This is a genomic window from uncultured Chloroflexus sp. (assembly GCF_937129525.1).
Taxonomy (GTDB): domain Bacteria; phylum Chloroflexota; class Chloroflexia; order Chloroflexales; family Chloroflexaceae; genus Chloroflexus.
In genome coordinates, this window is sequence record NZ_CAKZNK010000049.1 from 1 (window position 1) to 18,297 (window position 18,297).

Annotated in this window: 14 protein-coding genes; 3 read left to right on the forward strand and 11 right to left on the reverse strand. The window is 55.5% G+C overall.

Translation table 11 applies throughout. The annotated features are described in order from the left end of the window. Positions 1 to 242: 242 nt before the first annotated feature. From Q0650_RS04860 to Q0650_RS04870, 3 genes are all read left to right on the forward strand, one after another. The gene (locus Q0650_RS04860; protein WP_298816485.1) at positions 243 to 713 is read left to right on the forward strand and encodes a MarR family winged helix-turn-helix transcriptional regulator; all 471 of its coding nucleotides are present in this window, start codon (positions 243 to 245) and stop codon (positions 711 to 713) included. A gap of 109 nt (positions 714 to 822) precedes the next feature. After that, positions 823 to 2,688, forward strand: a complete 1,866-nt coding sequence (locus tag Q0650_RS04865) for an MDR family MFS transporter (RefSeq protein ID WP_298816487.1) — start codon at positions 823 to 825, stop codon at positions 2,686 to 2,688. A 160-nt stretch (positions 2,689 to 2,848) separates the two neighbouring features. Further along, complete coding sequence (locus Q0650_RS04870) at positions 2,849 to 3,856, forward strand: YafY family protein (RefSeq protein WP_298816489.1); 1,008 nt, start codon at positions 2,849 to 2,851, stop codon at positions 3,854 to 3,856. Between the two features lie 12 nt (positions 3,857 to 3,868). Here the strand turns inward: Q0650_RS04870 and Q0650_RS04875 are convergent, their stop codons facing one another. From Q0650_RS04875 to Q0650_RS04925, 11 genes are all read right to left on the reverse strand, one after another. Continuing rightward, positions 3,869 to 4,723 (reverse strand): protein kinase domain-containing protein, encoded by an 855-nt coding sequence (locus tag Q0650_RS04875; protein ID WP_298816491.1) that lies wholly within the window; start codon positions 4,721 to 4,723, stop codon positions 3,869 to 3,871. Beyond that, on the reverse strand, positions 4,723 to 5,166 hold the full coding sequence (locus Q0650_RS04880) for a PH domain-containing protein (protein WP_298816493.1): 444 nt from the start codon (positions 5,164 to 5,166) through the stop codon (positions 4,723 to 4,725). The genes Q0650_RS04875 and Q0650_RS04880 overlap by 1 nt, the downstream gene beginning before the upstream one ends. A 339-nt stretch (positions 5,167 to 5,505) precedes the next feature. Continuing rightward, positions 5,506 to 6,135: a response regulator transcription factor gene (locus tag Q0650_RS04885; RefSeq protein WP_298816495.1), complete on the reverse strand. Its 630-nt coding sequence runs from the start codon at positions 6,133 to 6,135 to the stop codon at positions 5,506 to 5,508. Then, positions 6,096 to 9,749 carry a GAF domain-containing protein gene (locus Q0650_RS04890; RefSeq protein WP_298816497.1) on the reverse strand — a complete coding sequence of 1,218 codons (3,654 nt, stop codon included), beginning with the start codon at positions 9,747 to 9,749 and terminating at the stop codon, positions 6,096 to 6,098. Before Q0650_RS04890 ends, Q0650_RS04885 begins: the two co-directional genes overlap by 40 nt. 116 nt (positions 9,750 to 9,865) lie before the next feature. Further along, a complete protein-coding gene (locus tag Q0650_RS04895) occupies positions 9,866 to 11,338 on the reverse strand; it encodes a hypothetical protein (protein ID WP_298816499.1) in 1,473 nt (490 codons plus the stop codon). Beyond that, entirely contained in the window at positions 11,328 to 13,046 is a 1,719-nt protein-coding gene (locus Q0650_RS04900; protein WP_298816501.1) for an asparagine synthetase B, read from the reverse strand. The genes Q0650_RS04895 and Q0650_RS04900 overlap by 11 nt, the downstream gene beginning before the upstream one ends. Before the next feature lie 55 nt (positions 13,047 to 13,101). After that, on the reverse strand, positions 13,102 to 13,560 hold the full coding sequence (locus Q0650_RS04905) for a hypothetical protein (RefSeq protein ID WP_298816503.1): 459 nt from the start codon (positions 13,558 to 13,560) through the stop codon (positions 13,102 to 13,104). Between the two features lie 55 nt (positions 13,561 to 13,615). Continuing rightward, positions 13,616 to 14,596, reverse strand: coding sequence for a hypothetical protein (locus Q0650_RS04910; RefSeq protein ID WP_298816504.1), 981 nt, complete (start codon positions 14,594 to 14,596; stop codon positions 13,616 to 13,618). Positions 14,597 to 14,656: 60 nt separating this feature from the next. Beyond that, positions 14,657 to 15,388: a hypothetical protein gene (locus Q0650_RS04915; RefSeq protein WP_298816506.1), complete on the reverse strand. Its 732-nt coding sequence runs from the start codon at positions 15,386 to 15,388 to the stop codon at positions 14,657 to 14,659. Between the two features lie 511 nt (positions 15,389 to 15,899). After that, positions 15,900 to 16,643: a hypothetical protein gene (locus tag Q0650_RS04920; protein ID WP_298816508.1), complete on the reverse strand. Its 744-nt coding sequence runs from the start codon at positions 16,641 to 16,643 to the stop codon at positions 15,900 to 15,902. A gap of 452 nt (positions 16,644 to 17,095) precedes the next feature. Continuing rightward, positions 17,096 to 17,782, reverse strand: coding sequence for a cupin domain-containing protein (locus tag Q0650_RS04925; RefSeq protein WP_298816510.1), 687 nt, complete (start codon positions 17,780 to 17,782; stop codon positions 17,096 to 17,098). Positions 17,783 to 18,297: the final 515 nt, after the last annotated feature.

Consider the following 18,297-nt stretch of genomic DNA (forward strand, 5'->3'; position numbering starts at 1 on the left):
CCTATCGCCTATCCCCAAACGCGCCTGCCACCCGCTGGTAGATGGGGGCGCAGCAGCGCTGCGCCCCTACCCCTACCCCCTTTCCGCCCGCCGCTCCCCGTAACACGCAACGATGAACTATCGCCCATCGCCTATCGCCCATCGCCTATCGCCCATCGCCTATCAAAAAAGCTTGACATCACGCGAAAACAGTTGTATTATTCAAATGATTTGAAAAATCAAAATATTTGAGGAAACAATGCATGTTTCACAAACTTGACCCACCCTACACCCCAGCGCGCGTAGCGCAACTGTTCAACCTCGTCCACAGCGAGCTAATGGGCCAGAGTATGGAGACACTCTTGCAGTTTTTGCAGCGAGCGAATCTCTCGATGCCGCGTCTGGTCTCACTGATGCATATCCAGCGTCAGCGCGAGGCGACCATCTCTTCGCTGAGCGAGCATCTCAATCTATCACCGGCCACAACCAGTCAGATGATCGACCAGCTCGTGCAAGATGGTCTGGTTGAACGCAGGGAAGCGCCGCATGATCGGCGTCAGAAGCTAATCTCGCTGACGCCGGCAGGTGAAGCAGTAGTAGCTGAAGCGCGTCAGATCCGGCTTAATGAAGCCAGCCGCTCTCTGAGCAAGTTGCCGCCAGAATTGCTTTCCCAATTGGGGCAGGCGCTTAGCGCTGCCTGCCGTGAATGGCAACTAACCGCGGTAGAGGATTAAGCCGACTTCATCCAGCCTTCAATGTAGCAAAACCCTGGCAGTTTGCAGGAGCAGCGCATATGGAGCGCTGCTGTAGGTGACTGTTTTTTCTCAGGAGTATCCCGGTAGTATGACAACCACAACCCCTTCAACAGCAGCATCCGTTACCCGGATCGATTACGCGGCTACCCTTGATCAGCGGAGCAAAGTGCTCATCTTGATTGGGGTGTTGCTCGGTCTTTTCCTTTCCGCGCTTGATCAAACCATCGTTTCCACCGCGTTGCCGCGGATTGTCGCCGATCTCAAGGGAATTGAGCTGATTGGCTGGGTTTCGACCAGCTATCTGCTCGCTTCAACGGCAATGGTGCCGATCTATGGCAAGCTCTCGGATATTTATGGCCGCAAATATGTGTTACTGTTTGGCATCGTTGTCTTTCTGCTCGGTTCGCTCTTGTGTGGCCTGGCCGGTGACATGATCCAACTGGTAATCTATCGCGGTTTGCAGGGTTTTGGCGCGGCGGCGCTTACGTCAACCGCTTTTGCCATTCCGGCTGATCTGTTCGCGCCAGCGGAACGGGCCCGCTATATGGGTTTGTTTGGCGCTGTGTTTGGTTTATCAAGTGTGGTCGGGCCGTTTGTTGGTGGTCTGCTCACCGATCACTTGAGCTGGCACTGGGTCTTTTTCGTTAATCTGCCGCTAGGCGTGGTAGCCTTAAGCTTTATTGTCACCCGATTGCCCCGTTTGCATAGCGGTCTCAAGCCGGCAATCGATTACGCTGGCGCTGCGACGTTGTTGCTGACCGTTATTCCGTTTTTGCTGGCGCTGACGTTGGACAAGAATGATTTTCCCTGGACATCGCCACTCATCCTGAGTCTGTTTGCCATCAGTGCGCTTGGCTTGACCTTCTTTCTCTTGATCGAGCGACGGGCCGAATCGCCAATCTTGCCGTTACATCTCTTCCGCATTCGCGCGTTCACACTCACGGCGCTGATCGGAGTGACGGTTGGGGCAACCCTGTTTGCTGCGATCTTCTTCCTCTCGCTCTACCTGGTTAATGTGCTGGGTGTTAGCGCAACGGCTGCCGGTACCACCTTGATCCCGCTCACGCTGAGTCTGGTGGTTGGCGCAATGGTTTCGTCGCAAATCGTGCAGCGTACAGGTCGCTACAAGTGGGTCATTATCGGCGGTATGGCCATCATTGTCGCCTCGCTCTGGTGGTTGACCACGTTGACTCCTGAAACATCGATCTGGATGGTGCGCTTGCGGATGATTGCGTTAGGGTTGGGATTGGGGCCATCGATGCCGATCCTGAATCTGGCGATGCAAAATGCGGTGCCGCGGGTCGATCTCGGCGCCGCCACGGCAAGCCGGCAGTTCTTCCAGCAAATCGGGCAGGTGGTTGGTTCGGCTGTCTTTGGCGCGCTCCTGACCAGTGTGCTAACCACGACCTTGAGCGCGAATCTGGCGCCGATCCAGGCGCAGTTGCCGCCAGAAGTCGCAGCGCGCTTCGACAGCAACGCTTTGCGCAATGGCATGGGTGCCGGTGAGGGAGCAACCGGTGAAGCGGTTGATCCGGCGGCGCGGATCGAGCAGGCTATCACTGATCAGTTTGCCGCGCGCCGCGATCTCATAACCAGGGCGCTACGCGATGCCGATCCGGCGGCAATCGCAGCGCTACAGGCCGATCCTCAATTGCCCGATCAGCAGAAAGCAATGCTAACAATGATCGACTCACTGCCGCCAGCAGCGCGCGCGCAAGCGCTAGAGCGGGTACTCGCGCAGCTCGATACAGCAGAGCAGACTGCGCGCGCCGAGGGACGGGCAATCGGCGAGCAGATTAGCGCGGCGTTGAAAGATGCCTTTACCCGGAGTGTGACCACTATCTACTGGTATGCAATCTGGCTGGCGGTTATCGGTCTTGCGCTGGCATTGTTCATTCCTGAATTGCCGTTGCAGCGCAGCTATGGTCAGGATTTGCCGCCATTGATGGAGTAGCATTACTAATCGTATCGATGTCTGGCCAGGGCACGGTCATACCGTGCCCTGATCGTATGTTGCGCCGCATGATCGCCATAAAACGCTATCGTAGTTCACGCGATTTGGTATAATGCGGGGAAGGAATCCGTGGCATATGTAGCATCAAAGAGGTATCAGGGTGGCGAATCTGCGATCTCGTCGTGGTCGCGGCCAGAAGCGCAGTTCAGCGCTTACCGTTCAGCGTCGCCTGTGGTTGGTGAGTCGCTTTGTGTACGGCCCGGCTACTCCTGCCGAGTTGATCGCCGATGCCCGGCGTGTCTTTGGTGAGTCGATCTACCCACCCAACGCGCTGGTGGCACTACGTCACGACTTCAACGCGCTGCGGAACGAATTTCGCTGCACCATCGAACGGCAACCCAACGGTAGCTACATGCTGACCGGCTTTGGTCGCCTGACACTGCTCAATCTTCCCGATGACGAGCTGGAAGCTTTAATGTTTCTGGTTGAGCTGTTTGGTTCGGGGAATTGGCCAAATAGCCCGCAGGTGCGCGCTTTGCTCAATCACGTCATCGCGCTGCTGCCACCTGAACGGCAATCGAATCTCCGTCAGCAGTTAGGAGTAGAGGTCGAATTGCCTCAAAGCAGTACTGTCATCGATCAGCAATTGCTGGCCCGGCTCCGTCGCAACGTGCGCCGCCACGCTCTCCGCTTCCACTACCGATCAAACTTCAGCAATGAACCGGAAGCGCACCGCGTCGCGCCAGTTCGACTCTTTGTGCGCGACGGCCATACCTATCTGGAAGCCTACTGCTACAGTTCGCCGCACGAGGCAACGGTGGGAAGGTATATTCCCTACCGGGTTGACCGGATTATCCCCGAAACCCTCCATGTTGAACGGCGCGTTCTGCCTCCTGACCTGCCACCGCGCCAAATGTGGTCGCTACGGTACTGGCTCTCGCCTCAGGTGGCCCGTAACCGCGATGTGGCAATCTGGTTTCCTCACAGCAGTGTCGCCTACAATGCGGATGGTAGCGCTGAAGTGACGGCTCAAACCAGCGATTTGTGGCAGGCGGAGCAGATCCTGCTCCGCTACCGGGAACATTGCCGCGTGCTTGAACCGGCAGAACTTGTCGCGATGATCCGCAAGACTGCTGAACGCCTGTGCGACCTCTACCAGGGCGAGTAACCCTTGGGCAAATTACCGCAGGGGGAAGGCCAGGAAGAAGAGAACAATCACGATTATGCTGGCAATAACTAAGCCATTGCGCAACCATTGTGGTGGTAATTGAATTGCCGGCGGTTGAAGGTTCTCAAGTTCGGCTTGCAATGCGGCCAGCGACCGCTCGCGCCGGTTTAGTAATGGCTCACCCATCCTCACAATCAAACGCTGCGTCGAGGGAGGTAACTGTTCGACTGCCAGCAACTGCTGCAATACCTGACTCAGCGCAAAGAGATCACTCCGTTCATCAAGTGGCTGGCCGTAGAGCTGTTCAGGCGGCGTGTACTGCGGTCGGCCCACGCCGGACAATTCCGGCGCTACCTGGTAGCGGTAGCGACTCAGGCCAAAATCGATCAGCGCAACCTCTCCGCGCATCCCAACAATAATGTTTTGTGGATGCAGATCACCATGAATAATCCCATACGCATGCAAGATGCGTAATGTCCAGCAAAGATTGATCGCAATCTGGATCGCGTCGTCAGGACGACCGGCGGCCAGAATTTCTGCCAGGGTTTGCCCGGGCAGGTAACGCTGGACATAATAGTACCCGAGACGGTCTCTACCGGTAGTGATCAGAAGCGGAAATCGCCGCCATCCTGCGGTATCGGGTTCTAGCTCTGACAGGCGTCGCACAATCTCGATCTCGCGGCGAAATGCGCGGATGGCCTGGGTGAATGGCATGCTGAACCTGGTGGGAGCCAGCCACTTGATCACGACCATCTGATCATCCCACGTGTCGTAGGCGAGAACAACGATGCTATGGGCAGTTCGGTGTAGTTGACGCGCGATCTGAAAGCGCTTGCCGACCATCCCGACACCCGCCATCGCCATCATCACGACACCTCCAGAGCATCTCTCAGGGCGCGAAACGGGGTTAATCCGGTTAAGACGATAGTTTCATCACCAAACTCGATCTCGAGTGTGCCGCTGTCGGTCAACCAGCTCACTATGCCGGGCAAACAGCGGTGCCGTCTGACATAGATCCGCTCAATGGTACAGCGTGGGCCAAAAGGGAAACCTTCGTCGATGATGAGAGAGTGGCGAGTAATGATGAGCATAAACCGGCTCTCTTGCCAGGCCAGAAGCAAGATCGCGAGCAGACAAAGGATACTGCCGAACGTTAACCCAATAGCCAGCTCTTCGTAGCGCGATTTCATTGCCTGAAATGCAAAGGCGAGAGATGCGCCAAAGAGAGCTGCCAGAGCTGCGTAATGCGGCAGGCGCCGCGACGGATGGCGACGGAAGATGTTCGGGGGATACTGATGCAGAATTGCCATGGTTCTCCTCCTCTGTTACGTGGCGCGTAGTCGGTTCTTTCACGTGAACTGCGACCAGTGCCTGTTTTCCGTCGTGTGCCTGCCGATGACACGTATTGCGGCAAATACCTCCTTATCTGTTGCTTACCGGTTGTCGTTGAAGAGGATGTTGTTACTAGTAGTGTACGTAAGAGTCTTAGATAAAGTATCTGTCATATGAATCATCTTTGCATAATAATGATCGCCAAATGGATCATGACTCATATCAAGAGAGCGATTACTTCTAGCATTTTTCTTGACAACAAAAAACGGCGCCAACAATGGCACCGTTGAGTGTGTTCATCGTATATTGTGCGCTCGCTATTCTGGAGAGAAACTGCTCCCCTGCTTCAAGATGCCGAGATCATAGGCGCGGGCAATCGCGTGAACGCGATTGGTAACCTGCAGTTTTTCGCAGATGTTCTGGACGTACCGCTTAATCGTGCCGGAGCTACAATCCATCTGAAGCATCATCTCTTTGATCGAGAGGCCGCGCGCCATCAATCTGAGCGTCTGCTCTTCCCGTTCAGTCAGCGGCGTGGTAATGATGTAGCGCGTATAATCCTGCTGTACTTTCTGCATCACCGATCGCAACAGGTGTTCCAACTGATCGGGATCGTTAAACGTCTCTTTAGCGACTGACGAATCAGCCCCTTTACGATAGGCCTGCTCGACCAATTCAGGATAGGCTGTCATGGCAATCACTGCCACCCGCGGCGCCTGGCGTTTTATCTGCTCAATTGCATTCACTCCTATCCATTTATCACCAGACCACGACAAATCCATCATGATAATGTGCGGTTGGAGGGTACTTGCCAGCCTGATTGCCTCCTGAGGGGTTGTTGCTTCGCCGACAAGCTGCACGCCTGGAACGTATGCCAACACCTTTTTCAGGCCTTCTCGATAGAAGGTCAGGTCATCGGCGATAACCAGCCTGATAGGATCCCCCATTCCTGTCCCTCCTTGATCTGACCGGTAACCCGGACAACGACTCCACCCTCAGCGCGTGGCTGCACAGTTGCGCGTCCACCAATCCGTTCGGCCCATTGTTGAATGGCCATTAATCCATATGCTCCCCGCCGGCGCAGATTGATTGCGTCCTCTGAAATGCCATGGCCATTGTCCTCAATGGTGAGCACAAACCCGGCATCGTTCGCCTGACACCTGATCCAGACAACGCCATCTGACCTGGCATCAAGGCCGGCGTGTTTGGCGATATTCGCCAGTGCCTCTTGACAGATACGGAACAGAACGTAGGCGGTGCTGGTTGGCAAGTCTGGCTGTGGCGGGAGGTCGAAGCGAAAGTCAACGTTCGGCAGCCTGGATTCTTTGATCAATTTGACATACTCTTTTATCATCTGAGTGAAGGGTTGATTGAGATCGGTGCGACCGCGCAGGTCGTCTTGAATGCATTGCAACTGCTGGTAGAGAAATTTTGCGGCATGGTTCGCCGGCAACAGGTGATGGGTGAGGGAAGTGGCCGGCTCGCCTCGTTCGAGCTGTTTGGTCATCATATTCAGCGGAAAGATGATGGTGCTCTGGACGAAATTGAGCAGATCGTGTATATCAAGCCCCAACTGTTCGCGGGCGGCGTGGCGAAGATTAACGATAGCACAACCGTGCCATACCTGTTCGGCGAACAATGCGAGCAATTCGGTATCGGTATCGGTAAACTCCTCGCTGCCATCTTCCGCCGCGCGGTTTTCGAGCATCACGACTCCGACGACCATCCGGCGATGATCGCGAATCGGGCCGGCCAGTAGCGCGCGACCCCGCGCAGTGGGAAGATGGTCTAACTCATCGCCTTGTAACAGGTGCGCGGCATAGAATTCCATCAATTCAGTGCCGGTGAGATGGATAACCTCATTGCGTTCGGCAATGGTGTTGGCAATCTGTTGGTAGCGTTCGTTTTCGAAGCATTCACGAGACAGAGACGAGACCGCTAGCTCAAAGTCGGTGAGTGGAGTGTGGCGCAAGAAGATAGCGCAATGTTCGCTGCTAAAGAGACGCGCTCCCAATTGCGCATATGAAGCGAGCAATTTGCGCTCGTCTTGCAATCCTACCAGTGCTGTACTGCTCTTTAGCAGTTCACGCAACTGTTCCTGTTGTAGTTGCAGTTGGGCGACCAATCGCGCATTGTCGATTGCCGATGCCGCTGCATTCGCGATCAGCAGGCTCAGCACAACATCATCTTTGCGGTAAAACGATGAAGTGTGGCTCTCAAGCGCAATAATACCGATGATCCGATTGCGATACGACAACGGGGTATAGAGAACGCTGGAGACAGGTTTGGGCTGGTAATCTGCTATCTCATGATAGAAATCAGGATATTTAGATGGCACATCATCAATAATCAACGGTTGCTGTCCACGCACCACCCATCCGTGAGGAAAGCGTTTATCGGTGATGTCGAACGTCAGGGAGGTGGCAACCAGGTGATCGGTAAAGCCATCGCAATCCACAATGCGTAAAGAGGTTCCTTCCAGCAGTTGTATCGAGGCGCTATCGTAACCGATCAGATCACGATAGGCAACCAGTACATTGCGATAAACATCTTTCAATCCCTCGCCGAGATCACCGATCCGTTGGATATGTTCACGAAGGCGCTCTGATTGTTGTTTGCGCCAGATCATAGCCGCCGCCAGACGGGAATGGATCGCCAGCGCTTCAAAGCGACGACGCTCGTCTGCGGTAAATTCGCGCGGTTCGGCATAATCGACGGTCAATATACCGATAATGCCGGGTAAGCCGATCAACGGCGCAACCATCAGCGCACCGATTGGGCGTGGACGTTGTACGAAATCAGGGTCCTGAGTGGTGTCAGGCACAAACTGATTCTCGCCCGCGCGAATGGCGCGGACGTTGATCCCAACCAGTGGGCTTGGCGGAGCGCCGTAGTCGAAACCATGCCGATGTCGAGCCGCAATCAAATACAAGGTTTGCGTATTCCGGTCAAGGCGACGAATTTCACATTTGCGCGCGTCCGGAAATGCTTTCAGCGCCTCGTCCACAATCGTTTCAAACACTTCCTGACCGCGCGCGGTGGCGTGGTAAATCTGATAAAAGCGCTGGATCTCTGCGAATTGTCGTTGCAGCTCCCGGTGAAGCTCACGGTGCTCAATTGCATGCGCCAGTCGCTCACAAATCAGATTCAGATCAACTTCATGGATGCTTTGAAAACCGGTCGCGCTCAGCTTGTTTTGTTCTTCTAACCGGTTGACCAGGCGCAGGACGCCGATAATACCACGACGACCGTTGAGCGGCACGGCGAGCAGATGCCGCACCTGTCGGCTTGGTAACGCTCTTTTGTAGTTTGCGAAATACTTGGGTAATGCAAGCGGATGCCCGGCAAGGTTTTGCACTCTAACCGGCGACTCATCAAGATTGTTGACCACGATCGTCCGCCCTAAGGTTGTCCCACCGGCGCTCAGCAAGGTAAGGCCGGTGATTCCCTGCCCCGGCTCGTAATACTCGTCAAAATCCAATGTTGGGCCACTATGGATAGCCCGCTTCAACCGGCCATCGCGCAACCAGAAAATCGCTGCCGTCTCTGCATTGAAATCGTCGCACACCGAATCGAGCAGACGACGTAGCGCCTCCTCGTAGCGCTGTTCGTTCCCTTCAACGATCGTGTTCAGTAAATCTTCATAGAGATCAATCCGGATCGTTCGCGGTCGATTGAAGAACATCAAGATCTGCGAGCCGTCGGCAATCGCCTGCGACTCCACATCAAACTGTAATTTGCGCCCACCGGCAGGCATCGTTGTGATACGCTGCGGTTGCGATGTGGGGTTTTGACAGGCGGCGCAGTTCTCGGAGTCACACCGTAGATACTCGTAGCAGGTGAGTTCCATAGTCCAGGGACCAAATTGCTGGCGGAGCGCGCTATTGACGAAGACCAGGTGACGCTGACTGTCGATGACGCAGATTCCGCTCTGGTATTGTTGGAGAATCTGGACTAATTCAGCCTTCTGATCAGCAAAAGCGTCGGGGTTGAGCGAGGTGCGACGCATCACAAAGAGCAGTAGAAAGCCAAAGACGGTCGTCGCAAATGGAATGCTGAGACCAATAAGCTCAATCGAAAGGGTTGCACCCGTCACTATTGCGGCAATAATGGCTGCGCTGATCACGATGGCGTCATATGGGGGATTAAGGAAGCGCAGCGCGCTGACCATCGGCACCATGTAGAGCATCCACAGGACGTTATACGCACTATTGAACTGGACGATAGCAATGCTAAGGAGTAAGATTTCAAAAAGGTTCTGTCCCAGCTTGACGTTGTGATTGCGAAGATGAGATGGCCGGCGGATGCCCCAAATAGCAGTGATTATCAGGAATAATGCCATCAAAACGATAGCTAACCAGCCAATTATCAGTTGCCAGCCCGGCAACTCATCAGATTTGCGCCATGCCCAGAAGATCAGGAAGATCAGGCCGCTCAGACGCAAGCACCAAACCCATACTAGCGCCCCCTCTTCTCGACCGATACGCGCTCGCAACTGACGCCAATTGAGCCGAGCATTACGGGCATGTTGGGCAATCCAGGCTTCCAGATCGATTTGCACAGCGCTTTCCTTATAGTGTAACAGGTCATTCTGATAATATTTATCGTAGCAGACCTGAACGGCGTATGCCTAGATCCAAAAGATTCAACCCATTTTGCCAGCGCGAGTCGTTTGCCTCATTGCGAATGCCAGGAGATGGGACTTTCTGGGTAGCATTCGCGAGCAAACCTGAGATCGTTGAAGGCTGCCCCGATGAGTTGCCCGTGTGTATCGTAGTGGGCTGATCGTCCGCTGACCTTCCAGTAATGGCTGAAATTGCCCAAACCGCCGATTATGCGCGGCGACCCGGCACTGTCGAAGGTGGCGTACACCATGAAACGGGCATGGGCGTTGAGTCGATGCAGGGTATGGGTGTCCCAGGGTGGACAGACATCGATGAAATACACTGTGTCAATATAGCGCTGAACAATCCATGGCTCACCTTGCGCCAGGCGCTCTTTGACGAAGGCGATCGTTTTCTGCGCTGCCCGATGCGATCCATTGATGCGCAAGACTCCGCGTCCCTGACTGTAGTAAGCGCCGTTACCAGCGCCACATTTCAATACCAGTAACCGTCTTGCCGCTGTGGACAATTCCGCCAGGTCATCGATTGTTCTGACTGCACTCAATTGTTGCGCTACCGGCGGAGGCGCGTGGTCAAGCAACGGCGTGAGATCAACCGCCTCTTGACGCAACAGCGCAACTGCGCCCAACAGTTCGCGCAGTCGGTCGTCGAACAGGCGCGCATAGTTGGTCATAAACGGCAGAGCCATTCCCCATTTTTGCCGGTAGATGTAATTGAGCGGCGTTTCAGCCCAGACTCGGCCATCGATTGCCATCCTGGCCAGGCGCGCGAGCAGATCCGGCGCGATCGCAGGCAATAGTTCCTGTCCGTACAACACATCGACTTGCCACAGTCGTCCACCTTCAGCGACAACCAGCGCGCCGTTTCGTTCGAAGATCCGACGCGCGCCGTCGCGACGGTCGAAAACGATGTACCGCACACCCTGCTGCTCGAGCGCTCGCCGTAAGTAGCTTTCGCCTTGTAGCCAGACTGCGCGCACCGGGTTAACGACCACCGGTTCATCCCCACTCAACCCGGTGACAAGCGCGCGAAACCCGCCAACCGGATTGCCGACATATGCGCCGCAGGTAGACGCAACCGATGCGCAAACATCGTGAATGCCGAAGAAGAGACCTAAACCGCCCGCTTTCCACTGGACTTCGGCAATGATGCGGCGTGGACTGAACGAGATATAGTCTACCCGACAAAACCGTGGTTCCAGTCCGGCTGTAACTGTTAGCCGTTGCGCCTGAACTGCTTCTGGCGGCAGACCGTATTCACACCAATCGGCAATCCAGCGCGGTTCCTCACCGGCCAGCGCAGCGCGATACAGCTCGTTCCAGGCGCGGTAGAACCGGCGCAAAACGATCAGATCTTCGGTGATAGCCGCAAGTGTCGCGCGGTCAAGAATGCATGAAGATGGCGTAATCAATGAAGCATAGGTTTCGCCAAAACCGTAAATAAGCCGGTTAGCCGTGAACTTGCCGAGCAATTCATCGCTAACGCTGTCTGGATGCCGCGCGATCAGGGGAATATCAGAGATCATAAGCGCGCAACCACAACTCCAGCGTGATCAACAACCAGATCGATTGACCGTGACGGCGCCAGACCATGCCCTGACCCTGGATCCAACTGCGCGCGGTCGCTTCACGGAAGAGACCGCGAGCGCGCGCTCGCGGCCCGAACAACAGATCATTCGCCAGGTCGCGCAGGGGGCCTTGCAGCCAGTGCTGTACCGGCACCATCATGCCGCTTTTGGGACGGGTAAGAATGGGGATTGGCAGAAGGTCACGCACTGCCTGTTTCAGAATCCATTTCTCGTCCAGGCCGCGCAACTTTAACCTTGGAGGAATGGCAAATGCCGCGTCGATCAGCGATGGCGCAAAGAGCGGCGACCGACCTTCGAGGCCGCATGCCGTCGTGAGACGCTCAACTTTGGGCAAAATGTGATGCGCGCCCTTAGTGCGGATGTTGGTATACAACAGTCGATTAAGGAACGACGACATCTGTGGCGCCTCAAGGTATGGCTGCACGTGCCGTTCCAGTGACGGAGCGGCGCGCAAGGCGTCGTAGACATCGGCAGACAACAACCGTTCAAGCTGGTCGTAACACTTTCGGTACGATAGCAGGTACGCTCGCGCGCGCGCCGCCGGAGTCGGATCATCGCGATGCAGTTCAAAGACTATCATCGGCAGGTTTTTAGGGCCGCCAAAGACCGGATCGCCCCCTTCGCCGTTCAGGATCACAGTCAGGCCGTCGCGGGCAGCAGCGCGTGATAGCAACAGGTTTGGCGTAGTCAGTGGATCGCCCACTGGACAATCAAGCAGCGCCACTGTTTCTGCCAGATGATCGGCGATTTGCTGACCATCAAAGGTAAGAATTGTGTGTTCGGTACGGCAATGGGTCGCAACCAATCCAGAGTAGGCCAGCTCATTTGGCAAATGGTGGCCGAAATTGATCGAGTAGGTGCGCACAGTTCGGTGATGCAGCCGCGTCGCCAGCGCTGTCACCAGACTGCTATCGATCCCGCCGGACAGAAAGACGCCAACGTCCTGGTCGGCAGGCAGCCGCACTCTGACCGCCTCTTCCAGCAAGTGACGCAGGCGTTGCGCGTAGGTTTCAGCCGGAGTGTATTCATCCCACTGCTCCTCACGCGGTTCCCAGAAGATCTCTTCCTGACAACTGCCATCGTTGCGCAAGCGCAGGCAACGTCCCGGCAGCACTTTATACACCCCTTCAATCAGCGTTTCATCGCCGGGGAGATACGCAAAAGTCAGGAAGGCCCGCATGGCGTTGAGGTCAAGTCGCGCATTTCGGTCACGCTGGCGGCGCAAGGCGCGGAGCGAACGCGAAGCCAGCCACCGGTTGTCGATCCAGGTGTAGAACAGCGCGCGCGTTCCGGCATGGTCGCGCGCCAGCACCATCTCGTCGCGATCAAGGATTGCCAGCACAAACATCCCATCGGCCAGCGCAAAGCCGCGAGCACCGTATCTGGCGTAGAGATGGAGAAGGATCTCGCCGTCGGCGCAATTGTCGGTCAGCGCAACTCCATCGCGTTGGAGCGTCTGCGCTATCGCAGTGCGATTAAAGAGCGTCACAGCGCCAATTGCGATCAGGTGACCGACGACGAAGTGATGCTCAAGTAACGTCGGCAATTCTGCGCGGACGCTCGATAAGACCGGCTCAGAGTCAAGCGCCGTCACGCGACGTGTCAGATGGTTGGTAGTTGCCACTGCGTGAAGGGAACTGGTCATCCTGCGTCTCCTGGATCGATTTCATTGCTATCATTGTTCTACCGCACAAAAGGGATCATCCGAAATCTATCATATCGCCACTACTACCACTACTGGATGTTGTCTGTTCCTGCTGAGCCAGCTTTTGGCGTAGCATCTCCTCTTCTTCAGGGCTCAAGAAATCTGGCGGTGGCACCAGCGTTCCAAGCAAGAAGCCGGCGCCCATTGCCATCAAGATAGCGCCCATCCGCCCATCGAAAGAACTCTGGTTGACAGTCATGACTCTGCCACCATACCAGAGCGTGCGACCATACCCCTGCTCGCGCGCGTAGATCACTTTGCCATTTCGAAAGGTGCGCTTAATAATACCGTCGCCGAGCAATTCATCGGTGCCGGAATTGCCCTGACTATCGCTCCATTCCACCCGACCGTCGGGCAAGCGTCGCCGCCATTCATATTGACCATTGCTAAAGGTGCGTCGAACGCTACCATCAGAGAGCAACTGATCCTGATAGGTTATCACCATTGGTTCCACGAGCGCCTCCTGAAGATCTGGAAAACCTGCATGAAATCGCGGTAATCTCTGTTGGCTACCGATCGGGCCAACTCATATACCCAGATCCGTTCCACCGCCGCAGATTGGTAAACCAGCGTGAGGAACGGCGAAGTGAGGGGGCCGATTGGCGCAGTATGCGAAGCAGCTTCAGTGGTCGAATTGCGGCAACCTCAGCCGAGTAACCGGCGGTTAACCACTGCCGCTCGATGAGTCCTAAGTTCATTGTAGCTAATGCTTCGGATGGCGGAAGAGCGTTACCGGTGGTAAACAGATGCTGGCGCAACGCATCACCTGGACGCAAGCCCAGCGAGCGCACCTGAATTGTCGGTGGGAGATCGAGCGCATCGCGCGCCTCGTTAGCGAAGCGCAATCCGGCAAAGCTTGCGTCGTGCAACAGGAGCGCATATGGCGCCGGCGTGAGCATCAACATGCTAAGCAAGCCGTCGGGAAAGGGCGACGCTTCAGGCAGCCCCAAAATAGCGCAACCCATCTCCATATGCAGCGCATTGGCGCGCAACATCCGCGCGATGGTTATGTCCTGACAGATAATGACGAATGGCACGCCATAGTCGTACAGATCTGGCTCACGGGTAGTGACAACCGATGGTGGCGGTTCATCAGCGAGTAGCAGATCTGGCTGCCCAAACCGCGCCTTGTACGCAGTCAACGCCTCGTTGAATGCCGTCTCGTCTAGCGGTGGCGTGATCGTGAATGGCAACCGCCATGCCAGCGGTGGCGCGCCGATCAACGCGGCGGTACGCGCAATGCCTGACCAGAAGGGGCGAGGACGACGCGCTGCAAATGCCAGTTCAGTAATGAGCAGCGCCACCGTTTGACTGATTGCTGTCACCGCTGTCTCAGGCTGCGCAATAGTCAGGCAAACCTCATAATAAAGTTGACGGCGAGTATAATAAACCCCTTCCTCGCGCAGCCGCGCTACTGTCTGCCGCAAGGCAATTAGTGGATCAAGCGGGCGCAAACCAAATCTGATCAGTTTCGTAAACGGTATATTCATCGGTATCTGCTCGTCTGTATCGAACTACTATAAGCTGTTTAATCACGTCACGCCAACCCCTCACCGCGCCACCGGCTGCGGCCAGGTCATAAACCCAACCGCGCGCGCCTGCGCCTGCGCTTCCGCTTCGGGATCGACCACCTGCGGCGCGTGTTGCGCCACTGCCTGCGTCACCAGCCGGAGCAACTGCGCAGGAGGCAGGTACAACACCGACGCGGTTGCGTCGGCGCGCAGCCATTCGATTTCGTCTCGCTCCAGATCCAGGGTATCCGGTTGACTTGCCAGCCTGTCAAAAAACTGCTTCAGCGCTGGCGGCGTCTTCACATACGTCCAGGGCAACTGCCGATCCCGCGCGTCGTTTGGCCGCAAGCCGACATCGATGATGCGATGGTCTGGGGTCAAGCCCCACTGCGCCGACACGAGATAGCGCAGGAGACAACCGGCGACACTGGCGTCGTGGAGGAACACGATGGGCAGGCGGGGGTCGCGCTGCGCTTGCTCTATCCAGCGCGCCTGAGAGGGCGAGACGGGGTGGTCAGGATTGACGAGGCCGAGGCCAAGGCGCTGCGGCAGGCCGTTGGCGAACAGGCAGAGATGGACGTCCTCGATCGACGAGACGACCAGCGCGCGGATCGGCTCCGTTGGCGTCCAGCGCTCCAGCGCCTGCCGGGTGGCGTTAGCATCGATCCGTCCCGGCAGCGGCCCGTGGATGGACTCCCAGGGTTTGATAAACTTTGACTCGAATGATGAAATGTCAACCGATTTGCCTGGAAGAAAAAGTCTACTAAGCATCCAGATTATCAGTATTGATAACACACACATAAACAAAATGGATAATATTGAAGAAGTAGATAAAATAAAAATTCCATAAAAAATTACAACAACACATATAAAGAAAAACAACAACGCGGAAAGCCAATATCGGGCAGGATACCGGGTAGATAATCTAAACAACAGTGATCCATGGGGCCATGGATACTGTTTCTTGTACACAGATTTCATCTCCCGCAAGGCCAAAAAATGGCCGAGTTGCGCTGACGAGTACGCATACTTGCCCTGACGACTCAAGCGTTCCGCCAGGCCACGCAACTTCAGATCGCTCAGCTTAAAATCGTTTGCGCGCGGCTCAATCGCAAATCGGCGCTGGCATTTCGGGCAAATTCGCCCTCCACGCTCTCTGTAGCGCAAGTCTGCCAGACAATGCGGACACTTCATTCATGCGCCTCCCTCCAACGCGCCGGCCAATCGGCGCAACCCAACAGCCACCTGCCAGCATCTCAGTCTCACCGTCATAGCCAACCCCTCACCGCGCCACCGGCTGCGGCCAGGTCATAAACCCAACCGCGCGCGCCTGCGCCTGCGCTTCCGCTTCGGGATCGACCACCTGCGGCGCGTGTTGCGCCACTGCCTGCGTCACCAGCCGGAGCAACTGCACGGGCGGCAGGTACAGCGCCGACGTGACCGAACCCGCCCGCAGCCATTTAATCTCATCCTGATCTAGATCCACTTTACCTGCTTGACCTGCAAGCTTGTCAAAGATCCGCGCCAGCGCCGGCGGCGCCTTTGCATACGTCCAGGGCAACTGCCGATCCCGCGCGTCACGCGGGCGCAAACCGAGGTCAATAATGCGATGGTCTGACGTCAGCCCCCACTGCGCCGGCAAAAGATGAGGCAGGAGACAGCCGGCCAGGCTGGCATCGTGTATCAGGAGGATCGGTACCTGTGGGTTGCGACGCACCCAATCAATCAGCCGTTCCTGAAATGGCAGCGGTCGATTGAGCCGGACTATCCCCAGGTCGAAGCGCTGCGGCAAGCCATTTGCCAGCAGGCAGATCAGGATATCGTCAATCGGCGAAACCACCAGCGCGCGTGCCTGCTTCGGCGGAACGTAATTAACCAGTACCTGTTGCGCAGTAACGGATTCAATGCGTCCGGGTAGCAAACCGTGGATGCGTTCCCATGGCTCGATCGTCTTTGCTTCAAACGATGCCACATCAGGAATGCGAGCGCGATTCAATACGCTAGGATCAGAAATAAGCTTTTTCATGAACATTATCATGAACATTACAGGTACTGCTGAAAACAAAATAGGAACTAAGATTAAAAAGGCATACCTACTAATTGCAAAATCAAGAGAATTAAAAACCAGCCAAAATATACCAAAGGACACAAAAGAAAGGTAGATAAATGGAAAAAATCAAATAATGCAACAGGTTTTTGTCTGACAAACTCAACAAAAGACGTTTTATATGGCCATGAGAACCCCTCTTTGTATCTAGGTTTAATCCACTGTGCGATAGCGAAATGACCCAGTTGTGCTGACGTGTATGTGTACCTACCGTGGCGACTCAAGCGTTCCGCCAGATTGCGCAACTTGAGATCACTTAGCTTCAACTCGTGCGCGCGCGGTTCCAGGGCAAACGGGTGCCGACACTTCGCGCAAGTTCGACCTGAACGCTCTCTGTAGCGCAAGTCTGCCAGACAATGCGGACACTTCATTCATGCGCCTCCTTCCAGCGCGCCGGCCAATCGGCGCAGCAGATGGGCGATACGTTCCCGCCACGACACCGTTACGTGCAGCCGATCAACTGCCATCTCCGCTTCCAACTGCCGGAGCGCAGTAACCAGGCGCGCCGCTGTTTCATCGCCGCTGCGGGCGCGCTCTTCTGCCATTGCAGCGGTAATTGCATAATCATCGTGGTCAATCCCCATGCCGGTATTGGCAATCACCAGCGGCAGTGGATCGTCAGCGCGATTATTGAAGGAATGTGGCATCAACGCCGGAATATGGAGCATCGAACCGGGTATCAGGCGCACATGCGCCACCGCCGCGCGTTCATGGTCATACAACCCACACGAAGCGTATCCCATACTCAGCACAAAATGCTCGGCGCCGTGAGCGTGGGGTGTGAAGGCGCTATGAGGGCGGACGAAACCAAGCTTAAACGTCGCATTTGCCGGATTGTCGTCTGAGGTAGCGGCGGAACCGATCAAATACTTCGTGTACTGACCGCTATCGATGAAACGGAGCATCTCGGCGCAATCTTCGGCCCGGCGGGTTGGATCAAGGCGTCGCAAGCAACCTTTGCTAACCGCGTAAACAATGCCGTCAGCATCAAAGAGGTACAGCGTTGCGCCCTGAGGCAGCGCGGCTTGCAGTTGTTTGAGGTACGTCGCAAAGCGCATAGATTTGCATCGACGTGTGCAATGATTTTGCGAGTTGATGATAGCATATCTCACTTAAATCTTCGTCAACAAATTGTTAAGCGATTGTTAAGCACCCTCGCGAAAGGTGAATCAATCGACAAATCTTGCCTCAATGCCACTCCAAACTTCCCGCGCAGTATGCTATGATTCACCCTGCTCAAAGGATCAGATTTTGTAGCCCAATATATGCCACAATATCGAACAACTCGTTCACCTGCTCACAGCGCATGGTGCCTGTCTACCGATGGTTACCATCCCGCGCTCCCGATAGTGTATCAGCAGCGGTGCTGAGAGAATATCGGTAGTGGTGGGGAGGGCAAAACGAAGGTACAGGTATACAATATTAGAGATTTGGTTCCATGCAGCGCGGGGGAAAGTGTAATCACGAGCGCCGATTTGCTCGTTGGTGGGCAAACTATGGAGGTTTGCTATGCCCTATCTTCTGGCAGCCGAAGCCGATAAGATTCAGGATTTCATCTTTCGTTCTTCTCGCC

Coding starts and splice junctions, on each gene's coding strand:
- Q0650_RS04880 (WP_298816493.1), bottom strand. CDS start 5,166: ATGGCAATTCTGCATCAGTATCCCCCGAACATCTTCCGTCGCCATCCG.
- Q0650_RS04900 (WP_298816501.1), bottom strand. CDS start 13,046: ATGACCAGTTCCCTTCACGCAGTGGCAACTACCAACCATCTGACACGT.
- Q0650_RS04865 (WP_298816487.1), top strand. CDS start 823: ATGACAACCACAACCCCTTCAACAGCAGCATCCGTTACCCGGATCGAT.
- Q0650_RS04860 (WP_298816485.1), top strand. CDS start 243: ATGTTTCACAAACTTGACCCACCCTACACCCCAGCGCGCGTAGCGCAA.
- Q0650_RS04875 (WP_298816491.1), bottom strand. CDS start 4,723: ATGATGGCGATGGCGGGTGTCGGGATGGTCGGCAAGCGCTTTCAGATC.
- Q0650_RS04920 (WP_298816508.1), bottom strand. CDS start 16,643: ATGAAAAAGCTTATTTCTGATCCTAGCGTATTGAATCGCGCTCGCATT.
- Q0650_RS04925 (WP_298816510.1), bottom strand. CDS start 17,782: ATGCGCTTTGCGACGTACCTCAAACAACTGCAAGCCGCGCTGCCTCAG.
- Q0650_RS04910 (WP_298816504.1), bottom strand. CDS start 14,596: ATGAATATACCGTTTACGAAACTGATCAGATTTGGTTTGCGCCCGCTT.
- Q0650_RS04885 (WP_298816495.1), bottom strand. CDS start 6,135: ATGGGGGATCCTATCAGGCTGGTTATCGCCGATGACCTGACCTTCTAT.
- Q0650_RS04895 (WP_298816499.1), bottom strand. CDS start 11,338: ATGATCTCTGATATTCCCCTGATCGCGCGGCATCCAGACAGCGTTAGC.
- Q0650_RS04915 (WP_298816506.1), bottom strand. CDS start 15,388: ATGCTTAGTAGACTTTTTCTTCCAGGCAAATCGGTTGACATTTCATCA.